Genomic DNA, 17,329 nt, shown 5'->3' with positions numbered 1-17,329 from the left:
TATTGTTATTCTCCATTATTTGTAGGACGTGCGATGTAATTAATCTGGCACGTTGTCATAATGGTATTTATGGCTAGACTTGCATCAGGGTCTGTATCATCGACTACTGAAATCAGTTTTAGTGAACTAACATTAATACCCTGCTCCAGTAGGCCAGTAATTAATTCAGTACTGAAAAGTACTTCCTGTACTTTCGTCATCGTTTGCTGTGCTGTTGATTCACTCTGCGATGTAACAAGTATATCCATTGTCAGCATCACAGAATGACGATTGCTGTATTCAAGTTGTTCGTATTGTTCGGTTACATTGCTGATCATCAAAATGTAATCACTGGATGTCTGACTATTTGTTTTAGCGGCCTTGCGTACCTTCAAACCATTAGATACAAAAAGGCTTGATACATGATTTTTAATAATTGAAATATTCATGTGATCAAGCCTCTCTGTAATAAACGTTACATAGACCTGACAGATCATCAATGATGTTGTAAACCTCGTGCCGAACATTATTCAGTACAAAAGAGTCATCATAGGTGATTTTATCACGGCGGCATGTAAAGTAATTTTCTGTTGTTTGTATAAGTCCTTCGGTAGTTTGAATTGCTATTTCGGACTGTTCGAAAATGACAGTAAGAGTACTGCCATTATCTAGTACTAAAGGTTCGCCAAAACTGTTAATCAGAGCATCCATACATTGCGTATTAAATGCTCTCATCAGATTAAGCCAGTTTGATGATACGGAAGGCTTCAGGCACCAATACTGCGAAGTCCAGATCAGCCCAAACGCGAGCGATTACAGAACCACGATTACGGTTAGTGGTATCGTCCATATCCAGCTCAAGAGAATCACCCCACTGTGCAATAGCAACTTTGGAGAAGTCACCGAGGATAATGAAGTTCTGACCAGCCAGTACTTTAGAGTCATAAGCAGGTACACCACACAGATCACCCTCATCGAACAGGTAAACGCCTGCGGTGTTGTCGCCACGCAGAGTACTACGCAGAGTTGCTTTGGTCTGTGGAGACATTACAGCGGCGATAGAACCGTAAGAAACGCCTTCATCACCCAGTTGGCCTTGTGCTGCTACGATGCCTGCATAGGTATATGCGTCTACAGTTTCGACTTTACCCGCTGCTACTACTGCATCTACGATTCCTTTCAGGATCAGGGCTTCCAGACGTTCAGCAGAACCAGCAACAATGGCCTGTGAAACAATTTGTTCTACCTGTGGGCAGGATTTAACTACGCTGCGTGACAGTGGTACAGAACCAGTGAAGGTTTTAGGCTTCAGTACTACAGATTCGAAATTAGCATCTACTTCTGGTGATACACCATTCTCAGAAATAAATCCGAATGAATTTGCGAAATCTGCCACAAGTTTAGGTACTGCAATTTCAGAGGTCAGTCCGGTAAACATCTGTACTGGGAAATTCTTAAGAACAGATTCAGCACGCAGAATATCTACGAATGAACCGTAGAGTACATCAGTGTGAATAATATCTTTTGCGGAAGTGGTGGTTACACCAGCACGTACAGCCTGTGCGAAATCAGCGTTAGCAACTACTGCACCGTTTTTACCGGATGGCAGAGATTTGTCACCGTCCATAATAGAACGGATCAGAGAGTTTAGAGAGAATTCCATTTTATCATCCTTGATAATGGGTTTATTTTTAATTTGTTGGCGAAACGCATCAATGCTTAAGCCAGTTTCGATTGCCTGATTTGTAATTTCAGCGTGGATATTGAATGCACGTGAAATAGCGTTAATTTCGGCAATGCGTTTTTGATCTTCTTCGGCCTGTTCTTCCTGAACGGCTGAATCATTATTTTCAGTATCAGTTTCTGGTTGTTCACCATCACCAGTACTGTCATTGTTATTTATCGTTTCCGCTTCGGCTTCGGAATTGCCTTCGGAATTAGACTCAGAAGTACTAGCAGTACTTTCAGTATTTTCATCGGGTTCATTTTCAGTTTCCTCGTTTCGTTCCTCTTGTTCGGCTGGCTGCTCGTCGTTATTTTCGGGTTCAGGTACTTCTGGTTCCTGCTCTTCTTCAAGAGAACGCCCTACACCGACTAGATCGTCAGCGGGTACTGAAACCATGCTAATTTCGTATGGTTCCCATTTGGTAACTAGGAGGTTGTCACCTTCAATTCGATAATCGAGAATGGAATAACCAACTGAAACTTTGCTTAAAGTACTTTCACGTACCATTTCGAACTTTTCAGCACCCATACCAACTGAACTGAAACGCACTAATGCACGGCCTACATGGTCAGCATCAATACTGGCTGACTCAATAACGCCGATATGATTATCAAAGTTGTGGTTATAAAGCAGAGCGGCCTTATTCTGTAGTCGTTCTAGATTGACGTTCTCAGGGTTATGCAGAAGGATTTCGTTATATTCCTGACCGCTAATAGTACGTACTACTGGATTTTCAGAGCTAAAAGCTAACAGTACTGTACGGTCGTTATTATCTGAGAGTACGTCACTCGTTAACGTCATCTCCCGTTTTTGGTTCTTGAATTTCATTTGAACTGTCCTTGTTCATTGTTTCTGTTTTATTTATCTCCGCTTCGCGTTTCAGTTCTTCAAATACGTGCTGTGGCTCCATGCCTAAATCACGGATAACTTGAGACTTCGACTTGACCCCCATCGCTAGTAATACTTGTTCGTACTGAGCATCTTTATTAGGATCAAGCGAGACTTGCTTAACAGTAATGAAAGTACTGTTAGCGATGTTCTCAAAGTTGGTGAAACTCAGTTCCTTAAGTTCAGTAACCATGATTCTTTTAATAAACTCACGATAGATAGGCTTGAGTACTTTAGAAATAAGGAGATTTGAACGAGTCTTGAACCCTTCACGGCTAATTCTGTCTGCCATCTTCGCAGCACTGAATGACGCATTTTGTGTGTCACCAGTTAGCATCGACTTTGGTACGGATAAGCCAGTTGAAATTGTCGTAAGTACTGCATCACTGAACTCTGTGATTTTGTCAGTACCTGCCTGCGGGTTCAGAGTCTGAATCTGTTGGCCTGGTGCAAGTTCTTTAATACTGCCCGGTTCAAAGTGTTCGACGTATTCACGCTGTTCTGGTTCACCGTCTAAGAGTTCATCCTGTGTATTATCGCTATTGGTAATGAATCCCATAGCCGAACTTGCGATCTTCTTCTGTAGTACTGCCGCTTCGTTATAGCTATTAAAGTCCTCCAGGGTTTTCATTACTGCAATACAGTCCGGGAAACCTCGTTCCTGTCCTGGGAATTCTGGAATGAAATAATGCAGTACTTCACTGGCTGGTACACGTTGAGTACTGTTGGTCTGAATCGTGTAATTCAACGGGTTAATATCGGCAACGTGATAAGCCAGTACTCGACCGTGCTGATCACGCTCTATCCCATTACTGATGTACGAACCGTTTTTCAGTAGCTCGTTTTTAGTACTGGGAATACGACTAGCATCGATGATTGATACCTGTAGTTCATCACCGTCTGTATGCAGTCGAACAAAACATTCACCATCGGTAGCTCTTGCACGCTCTACCAGTTGTTGAAAGATGTCGAATGACAGAGAACCATCAGTACTAAAGCGGTTTGCATCTGATGCCCACTCGTAAAACAGCTTGTCTAAACGGTCTGCCAGTACTGGATCGGTTTGACCATCGAGGCCAATCGGTGAAGGTCTAACAGTGATACCGTCTGCCCCTGCAACTGTGCCAGAACTCAGTGACACATATCGACGTGCATACGGGTTTTGCAGTACCAGTGAACGGCTTGCATCACGTAGCGATGTTAGAGACTGTCTCAGTACTGCATTGATGTTGACGTTCTGAACACCAGTACCGTAAGAGCCGATAATCTTTGTTGGTAGGCCGGTTAGTGAACGGCTTTGGGGTTTGAATTCAGTACTGGTAGGTTGATATTTACGGGTTTGTTTGGCGGGTTTCGGGGCTGGTACTGCGGGTTGTTCAATTTGCCGTTTGTTAAAAGGCCACATTCCGTGTGATCTCCTGTTATTAGCGGCAATGAATAGTACTTTTAAAGAACGTATTGCTGCTTGTTTTGTTTAGTTTTTTCTTGAGGTCATTGACCTGTTTAGTAATACCATTTCTCAGACTGGTCAAAGTATTAAGATCTTCTTTTACGAGAGTCTTGTTGTTTATAGTCAGAGTACTGGTATCACCTGTAATTCTTGCACTGATGATTTTATTAAGGTCATCAAGTTGTGATTGCAGTTCTGTTAATCGTGATGTCTGTGCCATCGGGTCAATGACGGTGACAGTACTGATAGTTAATTCACCATTATTGTTATATACGACTGAGTAATAACCCGGATTCCAATCTGTGGAGTCGATAGTTACCGTTTCAGTATCGTGCTGTGTGTTGTGTGTGAATAACGTATCAGTACTATTTCCGATTTTAATTGTGCTATTAGGTGGCAGTACTTCGTGAAGTACTTCACCAATATAAATTGTTCCTTTCATGTTTATTTATCCTTAGCCGAACCATGATTTGCCAATACTCTTAGTAGTTGGTTTACTGTATTTATTGTTCGGTTCGGCAGGCTTGACGGGTTTAGTAGATTCAGTACTGGTAGTTTCGGTACGGTTGCTACTGCGATATTCACGCAGTTTCTTGAACGGTTGACCGCCTAGTTTACTTAGAGCCAGTTTCATCATGCAGAGGCTGTAGACCAGCGTATCAAGTGCCTCATTACGACGGCCTGTGATCTGTTTCCATCGAACACCACTACCCGAACGTTCTAAGTTCTCTGCTGTGACCTGTTCGAAATAGTCATCAGGCAAATCGTGTGCAAAACGTAGCGTTAGTGGTGCATCTGCTAAACCTGCTACTGCATTGTTTAGCAGGCTACGTACCCAGTTCTTTCCCTCGTGTACGTTCAGCATGTAGAACTGACGGCCTTCTGAGGTACTGCGTTTGAACAAGTCACCTTTGGTATTCGAGCTGCCCTTAATCATTTCGAACTTCTTATACTGCTGACAGAAACTGTGTACCGTCTGCATTGCCCTACCGTTACCACCGTCAACAGCTACTTTCAGTACTGGCAAATCACGCCCGGATACTGTTTTGAAACGTTGATTACAGAACGCCGCAAGGTCTGTATAGGCTTTTGCCCCTTTGATTTCACAGTTAGGGCTATAGAAATAACGATGACCGAGTACGAATAGTTCTGTTTCGTTAAAACCTAATACAGTTGCTTCAAGTCGGTCTAACTGTTGGTCACAACCTACGACAATTCCCAGTACTGAATCTGGTATATTCTTTGAATCGAATGAGTCATCACGTAAGTTCTCTAATGCTAGATCATCAATTTCTTCTTGAAGGTCTGAATAATGAAGTCCGAGTACTGTATTGTAGAAAGACTGGTAATTATATTCGAACCACGCTAGTTCAAACTCTTTAGCAATAGACTGAATAGTACTGTTCGGTGAATACAGGCGGTTAATATAGAATCCTGCCGCGTCAGTTACAGATGGGTTCTGTGCTATCCAACGTCCACCAGCTACCATTTTAATTCGTTGAGATTCGGTTATTTCATTATTACATTTTGGGCAGTGTAATTTTGCAGTACTGCTATCTGGAATATCACGCTTGCCTGCTTTCTTCCATTCGAATTTTATGTTCTCCCACTTCAATGTATGTTCATGCTGGCAGTGAATACATTTTACAAAGTACTCACGTTGATCTGAGTTCTGATACTCAACATCGATTGCATCTCCTGAAAATGTGGGAGTACTTGAAATAAGTATTTTTGCTTCTTGGCCGAAATCGGTAGCCCTCTGCTCTGCCAGGCGTATCGGGTTCCCTTCTGGTGAGTTCTGGTCTATTGCCGAGACTTCATCAAGTATAATTCTCTTGAGCGTTTTTCCGCGTAACCCCTTAGCACTACCTAATGTGAGGAAATACAAAAAACTACCGTCTTTTAATTCGGTCTGCTGCTGGTTATTAGCTTTGGTTTTATCATTCTTGTCTGTTACTAATTCTGACAGTACTTGTACTTGCTCTATGGTCTTGTCAATCTTCGCTGACTTCCATTGCTTAAGCTCTGATAATGAACTTTGGGCAATGCCAATATTAGAACTATCAGTTGCCATCCAATAGAACAATGCTGAATTGAGTAGTGTAGTTTTAGCAATTTGTGCTGATGTTTTATAGACAACTTTGCGGTACTGGTCAGACTCAATAATATCTAACATTTCTTTCTGAAATGAATAGAGGTTTAGTTTTTGTCCGGCTGCTAAACCATCAGGGAGTACTAAATGAGTCTCAGCCCATTCACTGGGCTTTAACTTCTGTGGTGGTTTGATTATTGGTACTGCATTTTTCAGTACTGTTAGTGTCTTGTTCATTTTCGGCATCCGTTCCTTGCTTGCCTTGTTCATCCTCTTCTGGTACTTCAAACTTCATGTCGCCAACTGAATGCAGCATTTCATCAATACGTTGCTGTAGTACTCGTTTAACTTTCAGTACTGAATCTTGTTCGAAAACTTCATGTTGAATTTTGTTCGGTAGTGAGCGGATATAATCACGCAACGTTTTAAAGTACTGGGTAAGTGCTCTGTGAACTTCATCGGCTTCGATTAGTTGATCTAGTTTTAACTTTACTTCTGCTTCGGCTAAATCTGCCTCTGCCTGCATTTTGCGTAGTCGTGCCTGGTCAATCTTGTCTCGTACATCACCATCACGTAGCGGCGTTAAAATGTTGTCTACGATCCATGCACGTGCATTCTCTTCTGTGTCTGTAGGCATCCCGCGTTTCTGCCATGCCAGTACAGTACTGTGTTCATAGCCGTAATCACGGCCTAACTTTCTGATTGAAATTGAGGTGGACATAATATTTCCCTGACTGTTGTTCTTATATTTATCAGGGTTCAGTACTGCATCTGGGATTTCACTGCGTTCACTGAGTAAGTGTGACACCGGTTTTTCAATATTATAAGGATCACTATCGACCGGTGTCACACTTGCCATTAATGAACATCAAAATGACGAACGAATCCAGTACTGAATATTTTGTGGTGTGGTTCGTTGATCAAAAATCGCACATACGCAAAAAAGAACTCGCTGCCGAACACTGCCGAGGCTGCCCCACTCAGGAGTACCTTTTAATGCTTCTGTATCGCTCTGTATGGGTCTGTACTGAATTAAACGCGTCCGTGCGTTAATATTTCTAGCGTTGTTTATGAAGTGATACAGGCTGTTCTGAGAGGTGTTCTAAATAGTAATCACGAATTGCTATAACTTCTTCTTTATAGAACGTATGGTTAACACCGGAATACAGTTCTTCTACAGTTTGCCAGTACTCAACATTCATAAAATCTTCTGCGACAGTCAGTAATAGGCAACACGCCCTGCCCAGTTCTTTAGCGGTTGGTTCTTCCGAGCCTTGCTCAAACTTCGAAATTAGTTCTAAGGCGTTGTGTGTTAGCTGGATACTGTCAGCAGCAGACAATGATTCAAATACCAGTGTATCGTCTGCAATACTTTGTACGATTTTCATACACTTCCCGGTGTTATTGTTTTAACTCCGGCCAGTCTGGATCTTATCTTTACTGTCTGCAATACTGTACAAACATGGGTCTTCCCCGATCATGGTGGGAAGGCTCAGAACGCCATATTCAGCTTTCCGTAGTGGAACATCACCCCCAGTTTAAAGCGCTCCCGGTTTCGGTATCCCCTGGCTTTTATCCTCAGCAGCCTGATCTTGCTGTTAAGTGCCTCCGCATTTCCGTTTGAGACACTGTGTCGCATCGCATTCAGGATCCCGTACAGCCTTTTTCCTATCGTTTTCGCGGCATTTTTCATCATGGGAACGTCACTGTTAGCCGCCAGCGCCAACCATCTCTGCCAGTCACTCCGTCTTTCCTCGCTCCATGGCCTGTTCCAGATATCCTTTGCCAGCTCTTTCAGCGCCCAGCACTGGCTCGTCAGCTTCATCTGTGCACGCAGCCACATCAGCTTTTCCTGCCGGGATTCGGTCATCCACTTATCGCTGTACTGCCACAGGAAGCGGGTTCCTTTTGCCTGGTGTCGGCTTTCAACAGGGAGGTGCGGATGTTCATTCTGACGGGTTTTATCAACTACCTCGCCCAGTTGCTTCGCCACATGGAAGCGGTCAAAGGCGATTTTCTCAACCGCACTGGGTAAGTGGATACGCGCTGCTCTTATATAGCCCGCGTTCATGTCCATTGAGAGCGTTTTGATAGCCAGCAACTGCCCATCAGTGAGCGTGCGAAGATAGCCGGCAAGACTCTCTGTGCCGCGATCATCCGTTAAGGCCAGCGCCCGACCATCGCGATCGGAGATCACCGTTATGTAACGATGTCCTTTTTTAAAGGCGACCTCATCCACATTCATATGACGGGCGGATAATGGCTTTTTTATCCGGGCAAGACCTCGCTTAACTGCCCGGGTCATAATGCCGTCAACCGCATTCCAACTGAGCTTAAGTTGCTTCCTGACAGCATCAACGGTGCTGATTTTCAGCCATGAGAGAACGAACGATTCGAATAGCAACGTATACCGGCTTCCGGGGCCAGCCCACGGAACAGGCAACGTCAGGCAGCCATGCTCCGGACACATAATTCGTGGAACATCGGCTTCAACAATAGTGGTGAACTGGCAGGTATCAAGATGGCGCCATTTACGATGACGGTGATCGTGAACAGAACAGGATTTACCGCAGGTCGGACAGGCTAGCCGGGTGTTTTCAGCGATCTCAATAGTGACAGTAACAGAACCGGCATTTTCATCGAGAGAAAGGGACTTTACCTGCCACGGATCGGACAGGTTGAGAATATGAGCGTAGAGGGACTTTTCGTCCATGGCGGTGACCTCTGGCGATTAAATACACCATTATCATGCCTTCAGCCACCACAACAAGGGAAGACCCACAAACATACAGTATAAATGGAGGGTATAGGGATGGGTAACAAAGATGGGTATGACGCGTCGATCACCAGTGGCATACAGCGGTTCGTACATCATGGGCAATGGGCTACTGTGTGCTATTGGGGTTCAGCTCTAGATGAGTTCAGGATGGGTGATAAAGTCTTCTTTCAGAACGAGCATAGGCAGTACTGGTTAGGTCAGATTCAACCTGATTGTTTTGTGCTGCTCTACCCTGAACCTCTACCACGAGTGCTAGACGGCCTTACCTATCTGGACTCAGTACACCGTATGCATCAGATACACGATGATGATGATTGGTTCTGTGACCAGGGTGAATTGCCGTTCTAACAGTGCCAGTAGTAATCGGGGCAATAAAGCAATACCAGGCCCTGCATAAAGTTCTGTTGATCGGGTTCTGGATGGCTGAAAAAGATATGCAGTACTTCACTGTGTTCATCGTAGTGCATATCTAATTTGATTAGTGGTTCTGTATCGATGACTGCTAGTAGTTCCTGAACAAGTTCGAAATAATATTCAGTGCCATATAGTGGAAGGTGTATTGATGTTCTCATAGGGTAAATTACTCATGTGTGTTTGAGTATTTACCCTATGAATGCCTATCATTGACTGAATTTCTCAATACCAATGATTAGTTCTGATTTACTGACGCTATATTGCCCTGCAACATTAGCCCGTATTTCTCTAATATAATCAAGATATGCAGCACTGGTCAGTATACAGTTAATTTTTTCAACCTCATCCGTTCTGATATATAACATCGAGCCGTCTGAATGTTCTGTGCCAGGTTTAGCATACTCGCCTGCTTTCGTGCCAATACGTTTAACTCGAATATTGGCATTCTGTTTATTACAGAATTTAAACATATTACTCGTTTTTCGAATCTCGTGCATTGTTCGTTTTGTGCTTCGCCGTTCCCATATTTGAAAACAGCACGGTACATGATGCGGTGCATTATCCAGAATGAAACATTTATTAGGTGATGTCTCATCTAAAATTAAATGATAATGATCATTAAGTCTATTCTGCGTTGCAGGTTTTCTGAATGTAAGTGGGACTATGAAACATATGTATTCGCTGTTCAGTGATGCACATTTATTGAAAAACTTGATCGCAAGCTCGCTTTTGAATCCAAACGGTGGGTTACTGAGTGCAACTATTTGGTTATCAGTAACAAAATCCTGTTTCAGGAAATCACCACTAATCAGACCGTCAATTTTAGGATCGATATCAAAACCTAATCGTTTGTTATCGGTTAACAGATTATAAAATGCCCCGGTGCCTGCTGCTGGTTCCATGACCAAAAAATTGCTTAAATCGATATGTTTCCGAGTTTTATTATAACAGTACTGTGCATATTCAGGGGATGTATAGTACTGATCTAAATTGTTTTTAATGCTCATATTTATGTAACCCCAGCAACGTTATTGTTTTATATTTATTGCACTGTGCAGCACTATCCCGTTGCCTGGGTTGTATTGAACAGACATGATAATACCTCACAATCAATAATGTCAGGACGTGCGAGGGTATTCCACTCATTCGTTCGGGGTAGATAATATGGTTTGAAAATGTCCCTGTCAATTATTTTTATTATAAAAATTCGCAGTACTGAAATATGAGCCTCAATAATAAGTACTAAGTACTGGAATATTAGTGTCGTATATTATGAAGTACTTTAAATATTACCTAACCAGCATCGGCAACTGGAATTAACAAACCAAAAATAAGTGCTGATGCTGGCATGAATGAGTTCAAAGGTGGCAGTACTTTTACATAGACACCACTTCAACACTAACCTTCTTACCGCCCTTATAACGTAATAGAAAATGGTACGCTTTATCGCATGTGACATTTGAAGTCGTTCCGCTTGAGAACCAGCTCGTTTCGGTTTTGATGCTGTCTACCTGGTCGCACTGATAGCCTGAGAGTGTGATATCACGCTGTGCCTTCTCCGCATCGTCTTTCGCAGCGTTGTCATCGGCGGCAAAAGCTGTGAAAGAAGTCAACAATAACCCTAACCCAATAATTTTTATCATTAAAGTTCTCCAGCACCTAGAGGTTGCTTATCCGTTGCAAAATGGTTCACCACTTTATCGATCGGTCAAATCGTTATTATTAATTACATCAATAGGCAATAACGATCAATGTTTAAGATATTTCCCCTACCTATTCTGGTAGTTAAGGGCTACTGATAAATTACGTTTACCACTAAAGTAGTGCTGTTTAGGCTTCGCCTGGCCCTTCGTTGTGTGAGAAATGATCTGATGCAGTGGGCGTATACAAGGTGTACACGAATCGTTTATAACTGTTCTATCCCACTACCTTTAGTAGGGGTAAACAACCCATTACGAGGGCTTAAATCGAGATGACATAAAGTTGTGGCGGGAAGTCGTAGTACTTACAGTTATAATAATTCGAATTGAAATTAATAATCAGACATTGAATAGCAGGGTATACATATGGAAATCATCGGGTTACTAATTTTAGCATGGTTAGGTTATGTAATTCTTGGCGGTTACAACAAAGCAAAAACACGCAGGTATCATGCAGTAGTTTCACGAGCAAAAAGAACCTTAGATGAAACGAATGAACTTTATCGTCCGACCTGGATTAATAACGATAACAAAAGGAATGAGTTTATCGGTGTCGTGAGAAGTCTCAGCTCAAAACAAGGTGTGCCAGGTAATTACTTAGACCACCTTTTTAACAATGAGGCTTTTAACCGCATGGTGCTAATGAAATTCACAGCCATCTTAGAGCAAAATAAGATGAGCTTTACAGATCAGAAAATGGCTGTTAGTGAACTCATTCAGGATTTGTGGAAAGATGGCGTTGAAATGCCGCCATCAAATTCTAATCTGCAACAGATTGTCAGTTTTCTTGATACCAAAATTTTTAATAGCTTTGATGGTTCTGCTGTTGCAGCACGCCTATATCTGGATGCTAATTTCATACACGCGGTTGAAACATTCAATAATCCATCTGCTGTTTCATTTGAAGAAAAATATGGTCATACTATTTCAAGTGAAGCTAAAGCATTCTTTGACAAAATAGATGTGACGAATGGTGCTCAGTATATGGAGTTAAATTATCAAACTCACGGCGTTAATCTTACCGAAATCAGTAGATACATTTCATCATTTAGTAATAATAAATCTTCAGAAGAATTAATTCTTAAACTGTTGACCGCTGAGCATCTGATTGAAACCTGGAAGCTCCGCTAATACCCTCTACTTATTTTGGTAATACCCAGTACTGGTAGAACTCTCTATCAGTACTGAACCCTACCTAACACCTCATTACGGTTCAGTACTTGATGAACATCACGATTTACAACAAATCCTGACATACTCAAAGGCCAAAACACCCCCTTTTTTAGGGGGTTAGTAATGGCTGCACTGTGCAGTACTATGTACCTCCCATTTTGCCGTATAAATGGTTCTTTTCATTTAGTTATCCATACATACATATAAATTTCTTTAATGATTTTTATACCACTAATAATGATGGAATAGAAATGAATCGGTTAATAACTTTTTTGTTATCTGCCGTTGTATGTTCAGCAGCACAGGCTGAATGTACTGGCAATTACTATCACAGCATATGTACATTTGATAATGGTGACACTCACACTATTACAAGAACTATGAGTTCAAGCGGAGAAGAAATTACAGAGATAAAAGGACACAACAAAACATCTGGGGCAACATGGGAGGAACGTACTAGAGTTCGGGGAGATGACACCATAACTAGAGGTACGGCTGCAAATGGTGCCCGATGGCGTCAAACAAAACACAATAAAGGGAACGGTGAATACCAGATCTCAGGTGTTGATGCGAGCGGCAATCTGTATAAGTACGAGTGCAAAGCGTCAGAATGCAATGACAGTTATTAGTACTTAGTTCCCTACCAGTACTGAACCCTAATCAACAAACCCCAAACGGTTCAGTACTGGCAGGGGTTCACAGCTTACCATGACGTACCGGCATCGCAACCTTTGAACTTATGTCAAATCATGTACCAGTTCAGTGTGGTAAGGTAGAATCTACGAACAAAGAATAACTAGCGGTTTAACGTATGAGCAACGATGTACCTGCCATCCTGTACAAATATAGAGCGTTCAGTATTAACAGCCTGGACTCACTGATAAATGATACTGTGTACTTAGCTGATCCTGTTTCGTTTAATGACCCGTTTGACTGTCAACCATCTGTGGTGGATGATTTGGATGATGTATTAAAGTTACGGGATATTGCCGCTACATTAATACTTAGTGCGAGACGTACTCAGTTAATGAGTTCAAGCGAAACTCTTCAAGACTTTATCCTGCATCTAAATGGTAGTCTAATGCTTAACATGTTTAATGGTGCCAATCCCCTTTCTGTAGATGATGAAGTATTCGAAGAGGAGTTTGGGCGTTATGAAAAACATATAGAGAGATGTGATGAAGAATATTATGAATTCTACTCTCTTCAAATCCAAAATATGAAAAACGCAATTTTGACTGAACTTAATAGATTGGAGAATTCAAAGCCTATTAAGAATTGGCAAGAAAAAATTGATATGTACTTGGATATAATTAAGACTGAACTTGTAGCAAGCCAAAACATTGGTGTATTGTCATTAGCTGAAAATTTCGACTGTCCTTTAATGTGGGCACATTATTCTGACGAACATAACGGATTTTGTTGTGCCTATAGCATACCAGGTGATGTAAGTAATTTTGCCGCTACAAATGAAATACAAAAAGTTGACTATGATGGAGTACGCACAGTTCTAACAAGTCAACTCCATGAATTATTTAGTAATCCTATTGGTAATACAACTGATATTAATAAAGCGATTTATTTTGTGAAAGCTAAAAAGTGGAAGTATGAGAATGAGTACCGTATGATCGGCAAACCGGGCTTACGTAAATCCCCCTTCATTCTGGAAAGTATCTATTTCGGCCTGCGTTGCAAAGAGTCCGTGAAGTTCAGCATTATGTCGGCATTAGCTAACCGTGACAGTACTGTTCAGTTTTACGAAATGAAAGAGGTGAAAGGTACTTTTAAACTGGAACCGAAACAGATCTCGTTGTCTGATCTTCAGGGTTTGCCGAGGAATTGATAAATTGGTAGTACTGTTTACTCCATTTAGCCGTCTAGATGTATGTGGAATTCACTACCATGTGTTAAAACTTAAAATGTGGAATTATTTACCTATATAGGTTTAAGGTAGTTTTTTCCTCATTTATTGATCTATTTTTGAGAAAGCAGAGGTTTGAGTGTTTTAGAGTCGTCGCAGACGGCGATAAAACCGATTAACCGTATGCGTAGTTCAATAGCGAGCACGCGAGCTATTGGACTATTTCATTATTCATTACATTATGAATCGAGACACAAACGAGCGTTGCTCGTTCGGTCGGGTAATCCTCATACTCCGCTACGCTCCGTATTCGTATTCCCTATTTCCTTTTATTATTGGTTTGATCAGTAATGACTGAACTAATGAATTATTGAATACAACTGTCGTTCGCTACGCGAACACGTGTCTTGAGTACTGACGCCCTCGACTACGCTTCGCTGCGTTCGGGTTGTCCTGCTCGTGTTCAACTCGCACATACTTCTAACTGTCAAAGTTACTATCCCCCACTACCCTAATTAACCCACGTTAGTGATTTCCGCATAACGACAACCAATAAAAAAGACCGCAATTAAGCGGCCTCGTTTTACTTCATCATCCCTCGCAACATCTCTACCTGCTGTTCTGTCAGCTTTTTCTTAGTACACCATTTATCGAACAGTTCAATACTGACATCACCCTTATGTCTCGACTGTAACGTACTGAATGCTTTTCTCAGCTTCTTGTCATCTGCATTGAATACTTCCGGGCGTCCTGGTTTCAACTTTTCAGTACTGTCATCTTCCAGACCCAGATCGATATGATGGATGTTAGCAGCACCCAATGACTCAGCCTGTTCTCTATCTACTACATAAACCACGATCTCAGACTGAGAATCGTAATCACGCAGATTCGAACGGTTGATGAACTGGTATAGGTTCTCAAACTCCCTGGCTTGCACCAGATCCTGGCCCGTAATGCCGAACTGCTCACGACACATAACAGCTTCAACAGGGCTAGGTTTCATACTGGCTAACCAAACCGCCGTTGTGTAGCTCTGGTACGCGTTCATGCCACGGCTATTAGGCGAGATGTACTGGCCTGTGAGGATCTTACCCATGTCACCTTTAGTTGAACTGTTCGACGTATAGTAGTACTGACCCGTTACGTTCTGTTCTATGTACTGTGCGATGGTAGGCAGTGCACTAGGGTTGTCAGTCCTGAAAGTACTGGTGAACCGTTTCTTATCGAGGAAATAGTACACCTTGAGTCGTTCACTCACTGGCACTACACGCTGCCGTAATGACATTTTGACTTCGGTAAACAGACTAGGATGCGAGCGGTACAGCAATGACTCAGTGAATTTGTTCGCCAGAAATGTCATATCCAGGCCAGCATCCACATACTTTTGAATATCTACCCAGGCCATGATTGATAACTGGTTGCAGTCATCCCGGTAAACTTCATGCCCGTCCTGAATTTTAGTACTGAAAAAATTACTGTTCATTCTGAACTCATCGTACAGGTCGATAAATTCAAAACGTTGATGAATATCGGATAGCAAATCATCATAGAAACGGGTAATTGGAACAGCGGTACAGTACTGTTTATCGAGATCCGTGAAACTTGTGAACAACTGTTTGTGTACTTCATGTTTTTTCTCAGTATTGATTACCTTGTAACAATGAAAACTAACAACATCATCTAGCATGATTTTACGGTTTTTGAGCAATGACAGATCTGAAATACGCAAAAAAGCCCGCTCACTGATGATTAGTACTCTGTGCGTCGGTTCTTTGAGAAATTGGTTTACGGCGTACTCGACATTGCTATGAGTTTCAGATGATATCACCGTACAGATATCACCTAACGCTGCGGCTGACTGTTTCATCAATTGCAGTTCTGAATGTACCAATAAATAAGGTATATCAGTACGTTTTATCATTTCAATCGTCATATATGTTTTGGACGATCCGCAATCGCCCTGAATATAGTTCATCATTTATACAATCCTTGTAAGTTTGAGTTGGCAGTACTGAATTGATGGTTCAGTACTGCATAGTATTTAACGGTGAACCGTACAGTAATACGGTTCACCGTTAATTGTTTACAGCTTTATTGTTATGCGTTTTTTACGAATATCATTTTTCAGTTTCCGTATACGTAATTTCAATGCTGCAATGATTTCACGTAAAGGCATTGGTTCAGTTTTGTATTTCTCAATTACAAGTACTATCGCCTTTATTTTCCCCCGCTGCCATTCACGGTGTGCCAGTTCAGGTGTACTAAATGTTCCGAGAGATACCTTCTTTGACTTATCATTTTGCTGGAGTTGGCTGCAATGGGCTTGGAACCCTTTACCGTGCCTAGTGACTCCAACCGGCAGTAATCCGCGATCATTACCACGATCTAGCAGCAAGTTATTCACGTATTGCGGTACATACCTACAAGCGGCTTCTGAATACTCTTTATTGCCAGGAACTAGAATATCCTTGTCCAAGCAATAACCCGGTACATAGTGATCGTGTATATTTGAGTTTTTGAAATTCGAACCAGTCAACCAATCGGGATGTACTGTTACGTTCTCATATGTTGGTTGTCGAGATTTGAACATTTCAGAATACGCTCTGGTAATGACGCTATACCAGTTCTTACCTTGACGTGTTTTGGAGAAACCCGGCACATCATTGATGCCTACACCACATACCAGTTTTTTAGATTTTAGTTTCATTTATATACCAATCCTTTGGTATTTTTCGCTGACCCGTACAGCAAATCATTTGATTCGGGTTGGTTTACTACTGTCTGAAAATCTATTCAGACGCAGAGTTCATACTGCCATTTCTGTTCAACGTCCTGGCAATACTGAATTTTACTTTTTGGTAATAATCGTTTGATTGATTACATATTGTATTGCCGCTGGTAAACCTTTCGGTGCTTGTCCACCATCAACTAATGATTGCAGGTATTGCATCTGCATCTCAGTTAGTCGTACTGTTACCATTCCGGTTTTCTTTATTTTTTGCATAGTAGTCTCCTGTATATTTGAGTTCAAAAAAGCAGTTTTCCGGCGTGAAAAAACGCCCTGATTGCCAGGGCATGTGTAATCACACTAATAGGTTTTTGGAACGAACTTGTCTTGATAATATTGATTGTAACACTAGATAGAATTCCATCCCAAAATCAGCGTTACTTTTTGCATTTTACATAGTTATTTATCAGAAACCGCTGAAAATAGGCTGAAACGAACCCAGAAACAAGAAAACCCGCCTAAGCGGGTTCTTTGTATGT

16 protein-coding genes are annotated in these 17,329 nt (G+C 41.8%); 3 read left to right on the top strand and 13 right to left on the bottom strand.

Going from position 1 to position 17,329, the window contains the following annotated elements; all coding sequences use genetic code 11:
• Positions 1-5: 5 nt before the first annotated feature.
• The 10 genes from GNG27_RS08770 to GNG27_RS08725 form a co-directional block, all read right to left on the bottom strand.
• Positions 6-428, bottom strand: coding sequence for a hypothetical protein (locus tag GNG27_RS08770; RefSeq protein WP_156263422.1), 423 nt, complete (start codon positions 426-428; stop codon positions 6-8).
• 290 nt (positions 429-718) lie between these two features.
• Positions 719-2,533: a phage major capsid protein gene (locus GNG27_RS08765; protein WP_156263421.1), complete on the bottom strand. Its 1,815-nt coding sequence runs from the start codon at positions 2,531-2,533 to the stop codon at positions 719-721.
• Positions 2,490-3,998: a phage portal protein gene (locus tag GNG27_RS08760; RefSeq protein WP_156263420.1), complete on the bottom strand. Its 1,509-nt coding sequence runs from the start codon at positions 3,996-3,998 to the stop codon at positions 2,490-2,492. Before GNG27_RS08760 ends, GNG27_RS08765 begins: the two co-directional genes overlap by 44 nt.
• 19 nt (positions 3,999-4,017) lie before the next feature.
• Positions 4,018-4,485 carry a hypothetical protein gene (locus GNG27_RS08755; protein WP_156263419.1) on the bottom strand — a complete coding sequence of 156 codons (468 nt, stop codon included), beginning with the start codon at positions 4,483-4,485 and terminating at the stop codon, positions 4,018-4,020.
• A gap of 12 nt (positions 4,486-4,497) precedes the next feature.
• Positions 4,498-6,372, bottom strand: a complete 1,875-nt coding sequence (locus tag GNG27_RS08750; protein WP_197090570.1) for a terminase gpA endonuclease subunit — start codon at positions 6,370-6,372, stop codon at positions 4,498-4,500.
• Complete coding sequence (locus GNG27_RS08745; RefSeq protein ID WP_156263417.1) at positions 6,299-6,994, bottom strand: hypothetical protein; 696 nt, start codon at positions 6,992-6,994, stop codon at positions 6,299-6,301. The genes GNG27_RS08750 and GNG27_RS08745 overlap by 74 nt, the downstream gene beginning before the upstream one ends.
• Positions 6,995-7,193: 199 nt before the next feature.
• The gene (locus GNG27_RS08740) at positions 7,194-7,523 is read right to left on the bottom strand and encodes a hypothetical protein (protein ID WP_156263416.1); all 330 of its coding nucleotides are present in this window, start codon (positions 7,521-7,523) and stop codon (positions 7,194-7,196) included.
• A 104-nt stretch (positions 7,524-7,627) separates the two neighbouring features.
• Complete coding sequence (locus GNG27_RS08735; protein WP_000343760.1) at positions 7,628-8,848, bottom strand: ISL3-like element ISKox3 family transposase; 1,221 nt, start codon at positions 8,846-8,848, stop codon at positions 7,628-7,630.
• A 686-nt stretch (positions 8,849-9,534) separates the two neighbouring features.
• Positions 9,535-10,335, bottom strand: a complete 801-nt coding sequence (locus GNG27_RS08730; RefSeq protein ID WP_156263415.1) for a hypothetical protein — start codon at positions 10,333-10,335, stop codon at positions 9,535-9,537.
• A gap of 369 nt (positions 10,336-10,704) precedes the next feature.
• Positions 10,705-10,971 carry a hypothetical protein gene (locus GNG27_RS08725; RefSeq protein ID WP_156263414.1) on the bottom strand — a complete coding sequence of 89 codons (267 nt, stop codon included), beginning with the start codon at positions 10,969-10,971 and terminating at the stop codon, positions 10,705-10,707.
• Between the two features lie 423 nt (positions 10,972-11,394).
• Between GNG27_RS08725 and GNG27_RS08720 the strand changes: the two genes are divergently transcribed.
• The 3 genes from GNG27_RS08720 to GNG27_RS08710 all read left to right on the top strand — a co-directional run bounded on the left by GNG27_RS08720 (position 11,395) and on the right by GNG27_RS08710 (position 14,044).
• Positions 11,395-12,159, top strand: coding sequence for a hypothetical protein (locus GNG27_RS08720; protein WP_156263413.1), 765 nt, complete (start codon positions 11,395-11,397; stop codon positions 12,157-12,159).
• 176 nt (positions 12,160-12,335) lie between these two features.
• On the top strand, positions 12,336-12,830 hold the full coding sequence (locus tag GNG27_RS08715; RefSeq protein ID WP_156263412.1) for a hypothetical protein: 495 nt from the start codon (positions 12,336-12,338) through the stop codon (positions 12,828-12,830).
• Between the two features lie 182 nt (positions 12,831-13,012).
• Complete coding sequence (locus tag GNG27_RS08710) at positions 13,013-14,044, top strand: DUF2971 domain-containing protein (protein ID WP_156263411.1); 1,032 nt, start codon at positions 13,013-13,015, stop codon at positions 14,042-14,044.
• A gap of 601 nt (positions 14,045-14,645) precedes the next feature.
• Here GNG27_RS08710 and GNG27_RS08705 read toward each other — a convergent pair.
• The 3 genes from GNG27_RS08705 to GNG27_RS08695 all read right to left on the bottom strand — a co-directional run bounded on the left by GNG27_RS08705 (position 14,646) and on the right by GNG27_RS08695 (position 17,066).
• Positions 14,646-16,040, bottom strand: coding sequence for a hypothetical protein (locus GNG27_RS08705; protein WP_156263410.1), 1,395 nt, complete (start codon positions 16,038-16,040; stop codon positions 14,646-14,648).
• A 105-nt stretch (positions 16,041-16,145) separates the two neighbouring features.
• Entirely contained in the window at positions 16,146-16,769 is a 624-nt protein-coding gene (locus GNG27_RS08700) for a hypothetical protein (protein WP_156263409.1), read from the bottom strand.
• 141 nt (positions 16,770-16,910) lie between these two features.
• Positions 16,911-17,066 (bottom strand): hypothetical protein, encoded by a 156-nt coding sequence (locus GNG27_RS08695; RefSeq protein ID WP_156263408.1) that lies wholly within the window; start codon positions 17,064-17,066, stop codon positions 16,911-16,913.
• Positions 17,067-17,329 lie beyond the last annotated feature (263 nt).

Origin of the sequence: Leclercia sp. 119287 (genome assembly GCF_009734485.1) — a bacterium.
GTDB classification, from domain to species: Bacteria; Pseudomonadota; Gammaproteobacteria; order Enterobacterales; family Enterobacteriaceae; genus Enterobacter; species Enterobacter adecarboxylatus_C.
This window is presented reverse-complemented; position numbering and strand designations above follow the sequence as displayed.

Coding starts and splice junctions, on each gene's coding strand:
- GNG27_RS08770 (WP_156263422.1), bottom strand. CDS start 428: ATGAATATTTCAATTATTAAAAATCATGTATCAAGCCTTTTTGTATCT.
- GNG27_RS08765 (WP_156263421.1), bottom strand. CDS start 2,533: ATGAAATTCAAGAACCAAAAACGGGAGATGACGTTAACGAGTGACGTA.
- GNG27_RS08760 (WP_156263420.1), bottom strand. CDS start 3,998: ATGTGGCCTTTTAACAAACGGCAAATTGAACAACCCGCAGTACCAGCC.
- GNG27_RS08755 (WP_156263419.1), bottom strand. CDS start 4,485: ATGAAAGGAACAATTTATATTGGTGAAGTACTTCACGAAGTACTGCCA.
- GNG27_RS08750 (WP_197090570.1), bottom strand. CDS start 6,372: ATGAACAAGACACTAACAGTACTGAAAAATGCAGTACCAATAATCAAA.
- GNG27_RS08745 (WP_156263417.1), bottom strand. CDS start 6,994: ATGGCAAGTGTGACACCGGTCGATAGTGATCCTTATAATATTGAAAAA.
- GNG27_RS08740 (WP_156263416.1), bottom strand. CDS start 7,523: ATGAAAATCGTACAAAGTATTGCAGACGATACACTGGTATTTGAATCA.
- GNG27_RS08735 (WP_000343760.1), bottom strand. CDS start 8,848: ATGGACGAAAAGTCCCTCTACGCTCATATTCTCAACCTGTCCGATCCG.
- GNG27_RS08730 (WP_156263415.1), bottom strand. CDS start 10,335: ATGAGCATTAAAAACAATTTAGATCAGTACTATACATCCCCTGAATAT.
- GNG27_RS08725 (WP_156263414.1), bottom strand. CDS start 10,971: ATGATAAAAATTATTGGGTTAGGGTTATTGTTGACTTCTTTCACAGCT.
- GNG27_RS08720 (WP_156263413.1), top strand. CDS start 11,395: ATGGAAATCATCGGGTTACTAATTTTAGCATGGTTAGGTTATGTAATT.
- GNG27_RS08710 (WP_156263411.1), top strand. CDS start 13,013: ATGAGCAACGATGTACCTGCCATCCTGTACAAATATAGAGCGTTCAGT.
- GNG27_RS08705 (WP_156263410.1), bottom strand. CDS start 16,040: ATGATGAACTATATTCAGGGCGATTGCGGATCGTCCAAAACATATATG.
- GNG27_RS08700 (WP_156263409.1), bottom strand. CDS start 16,769: ATGAAACTAAAATCTAAAAAACTGGTATGTGGTGTAGGCATCAATGAT.
- GNG27_RS08695 (WP_156263408.1), bottom strand. CDS start 17,066: ATGCAAAAAATAAAGAAAACCGGAATGGTAACAGTACGACTAACTGAG.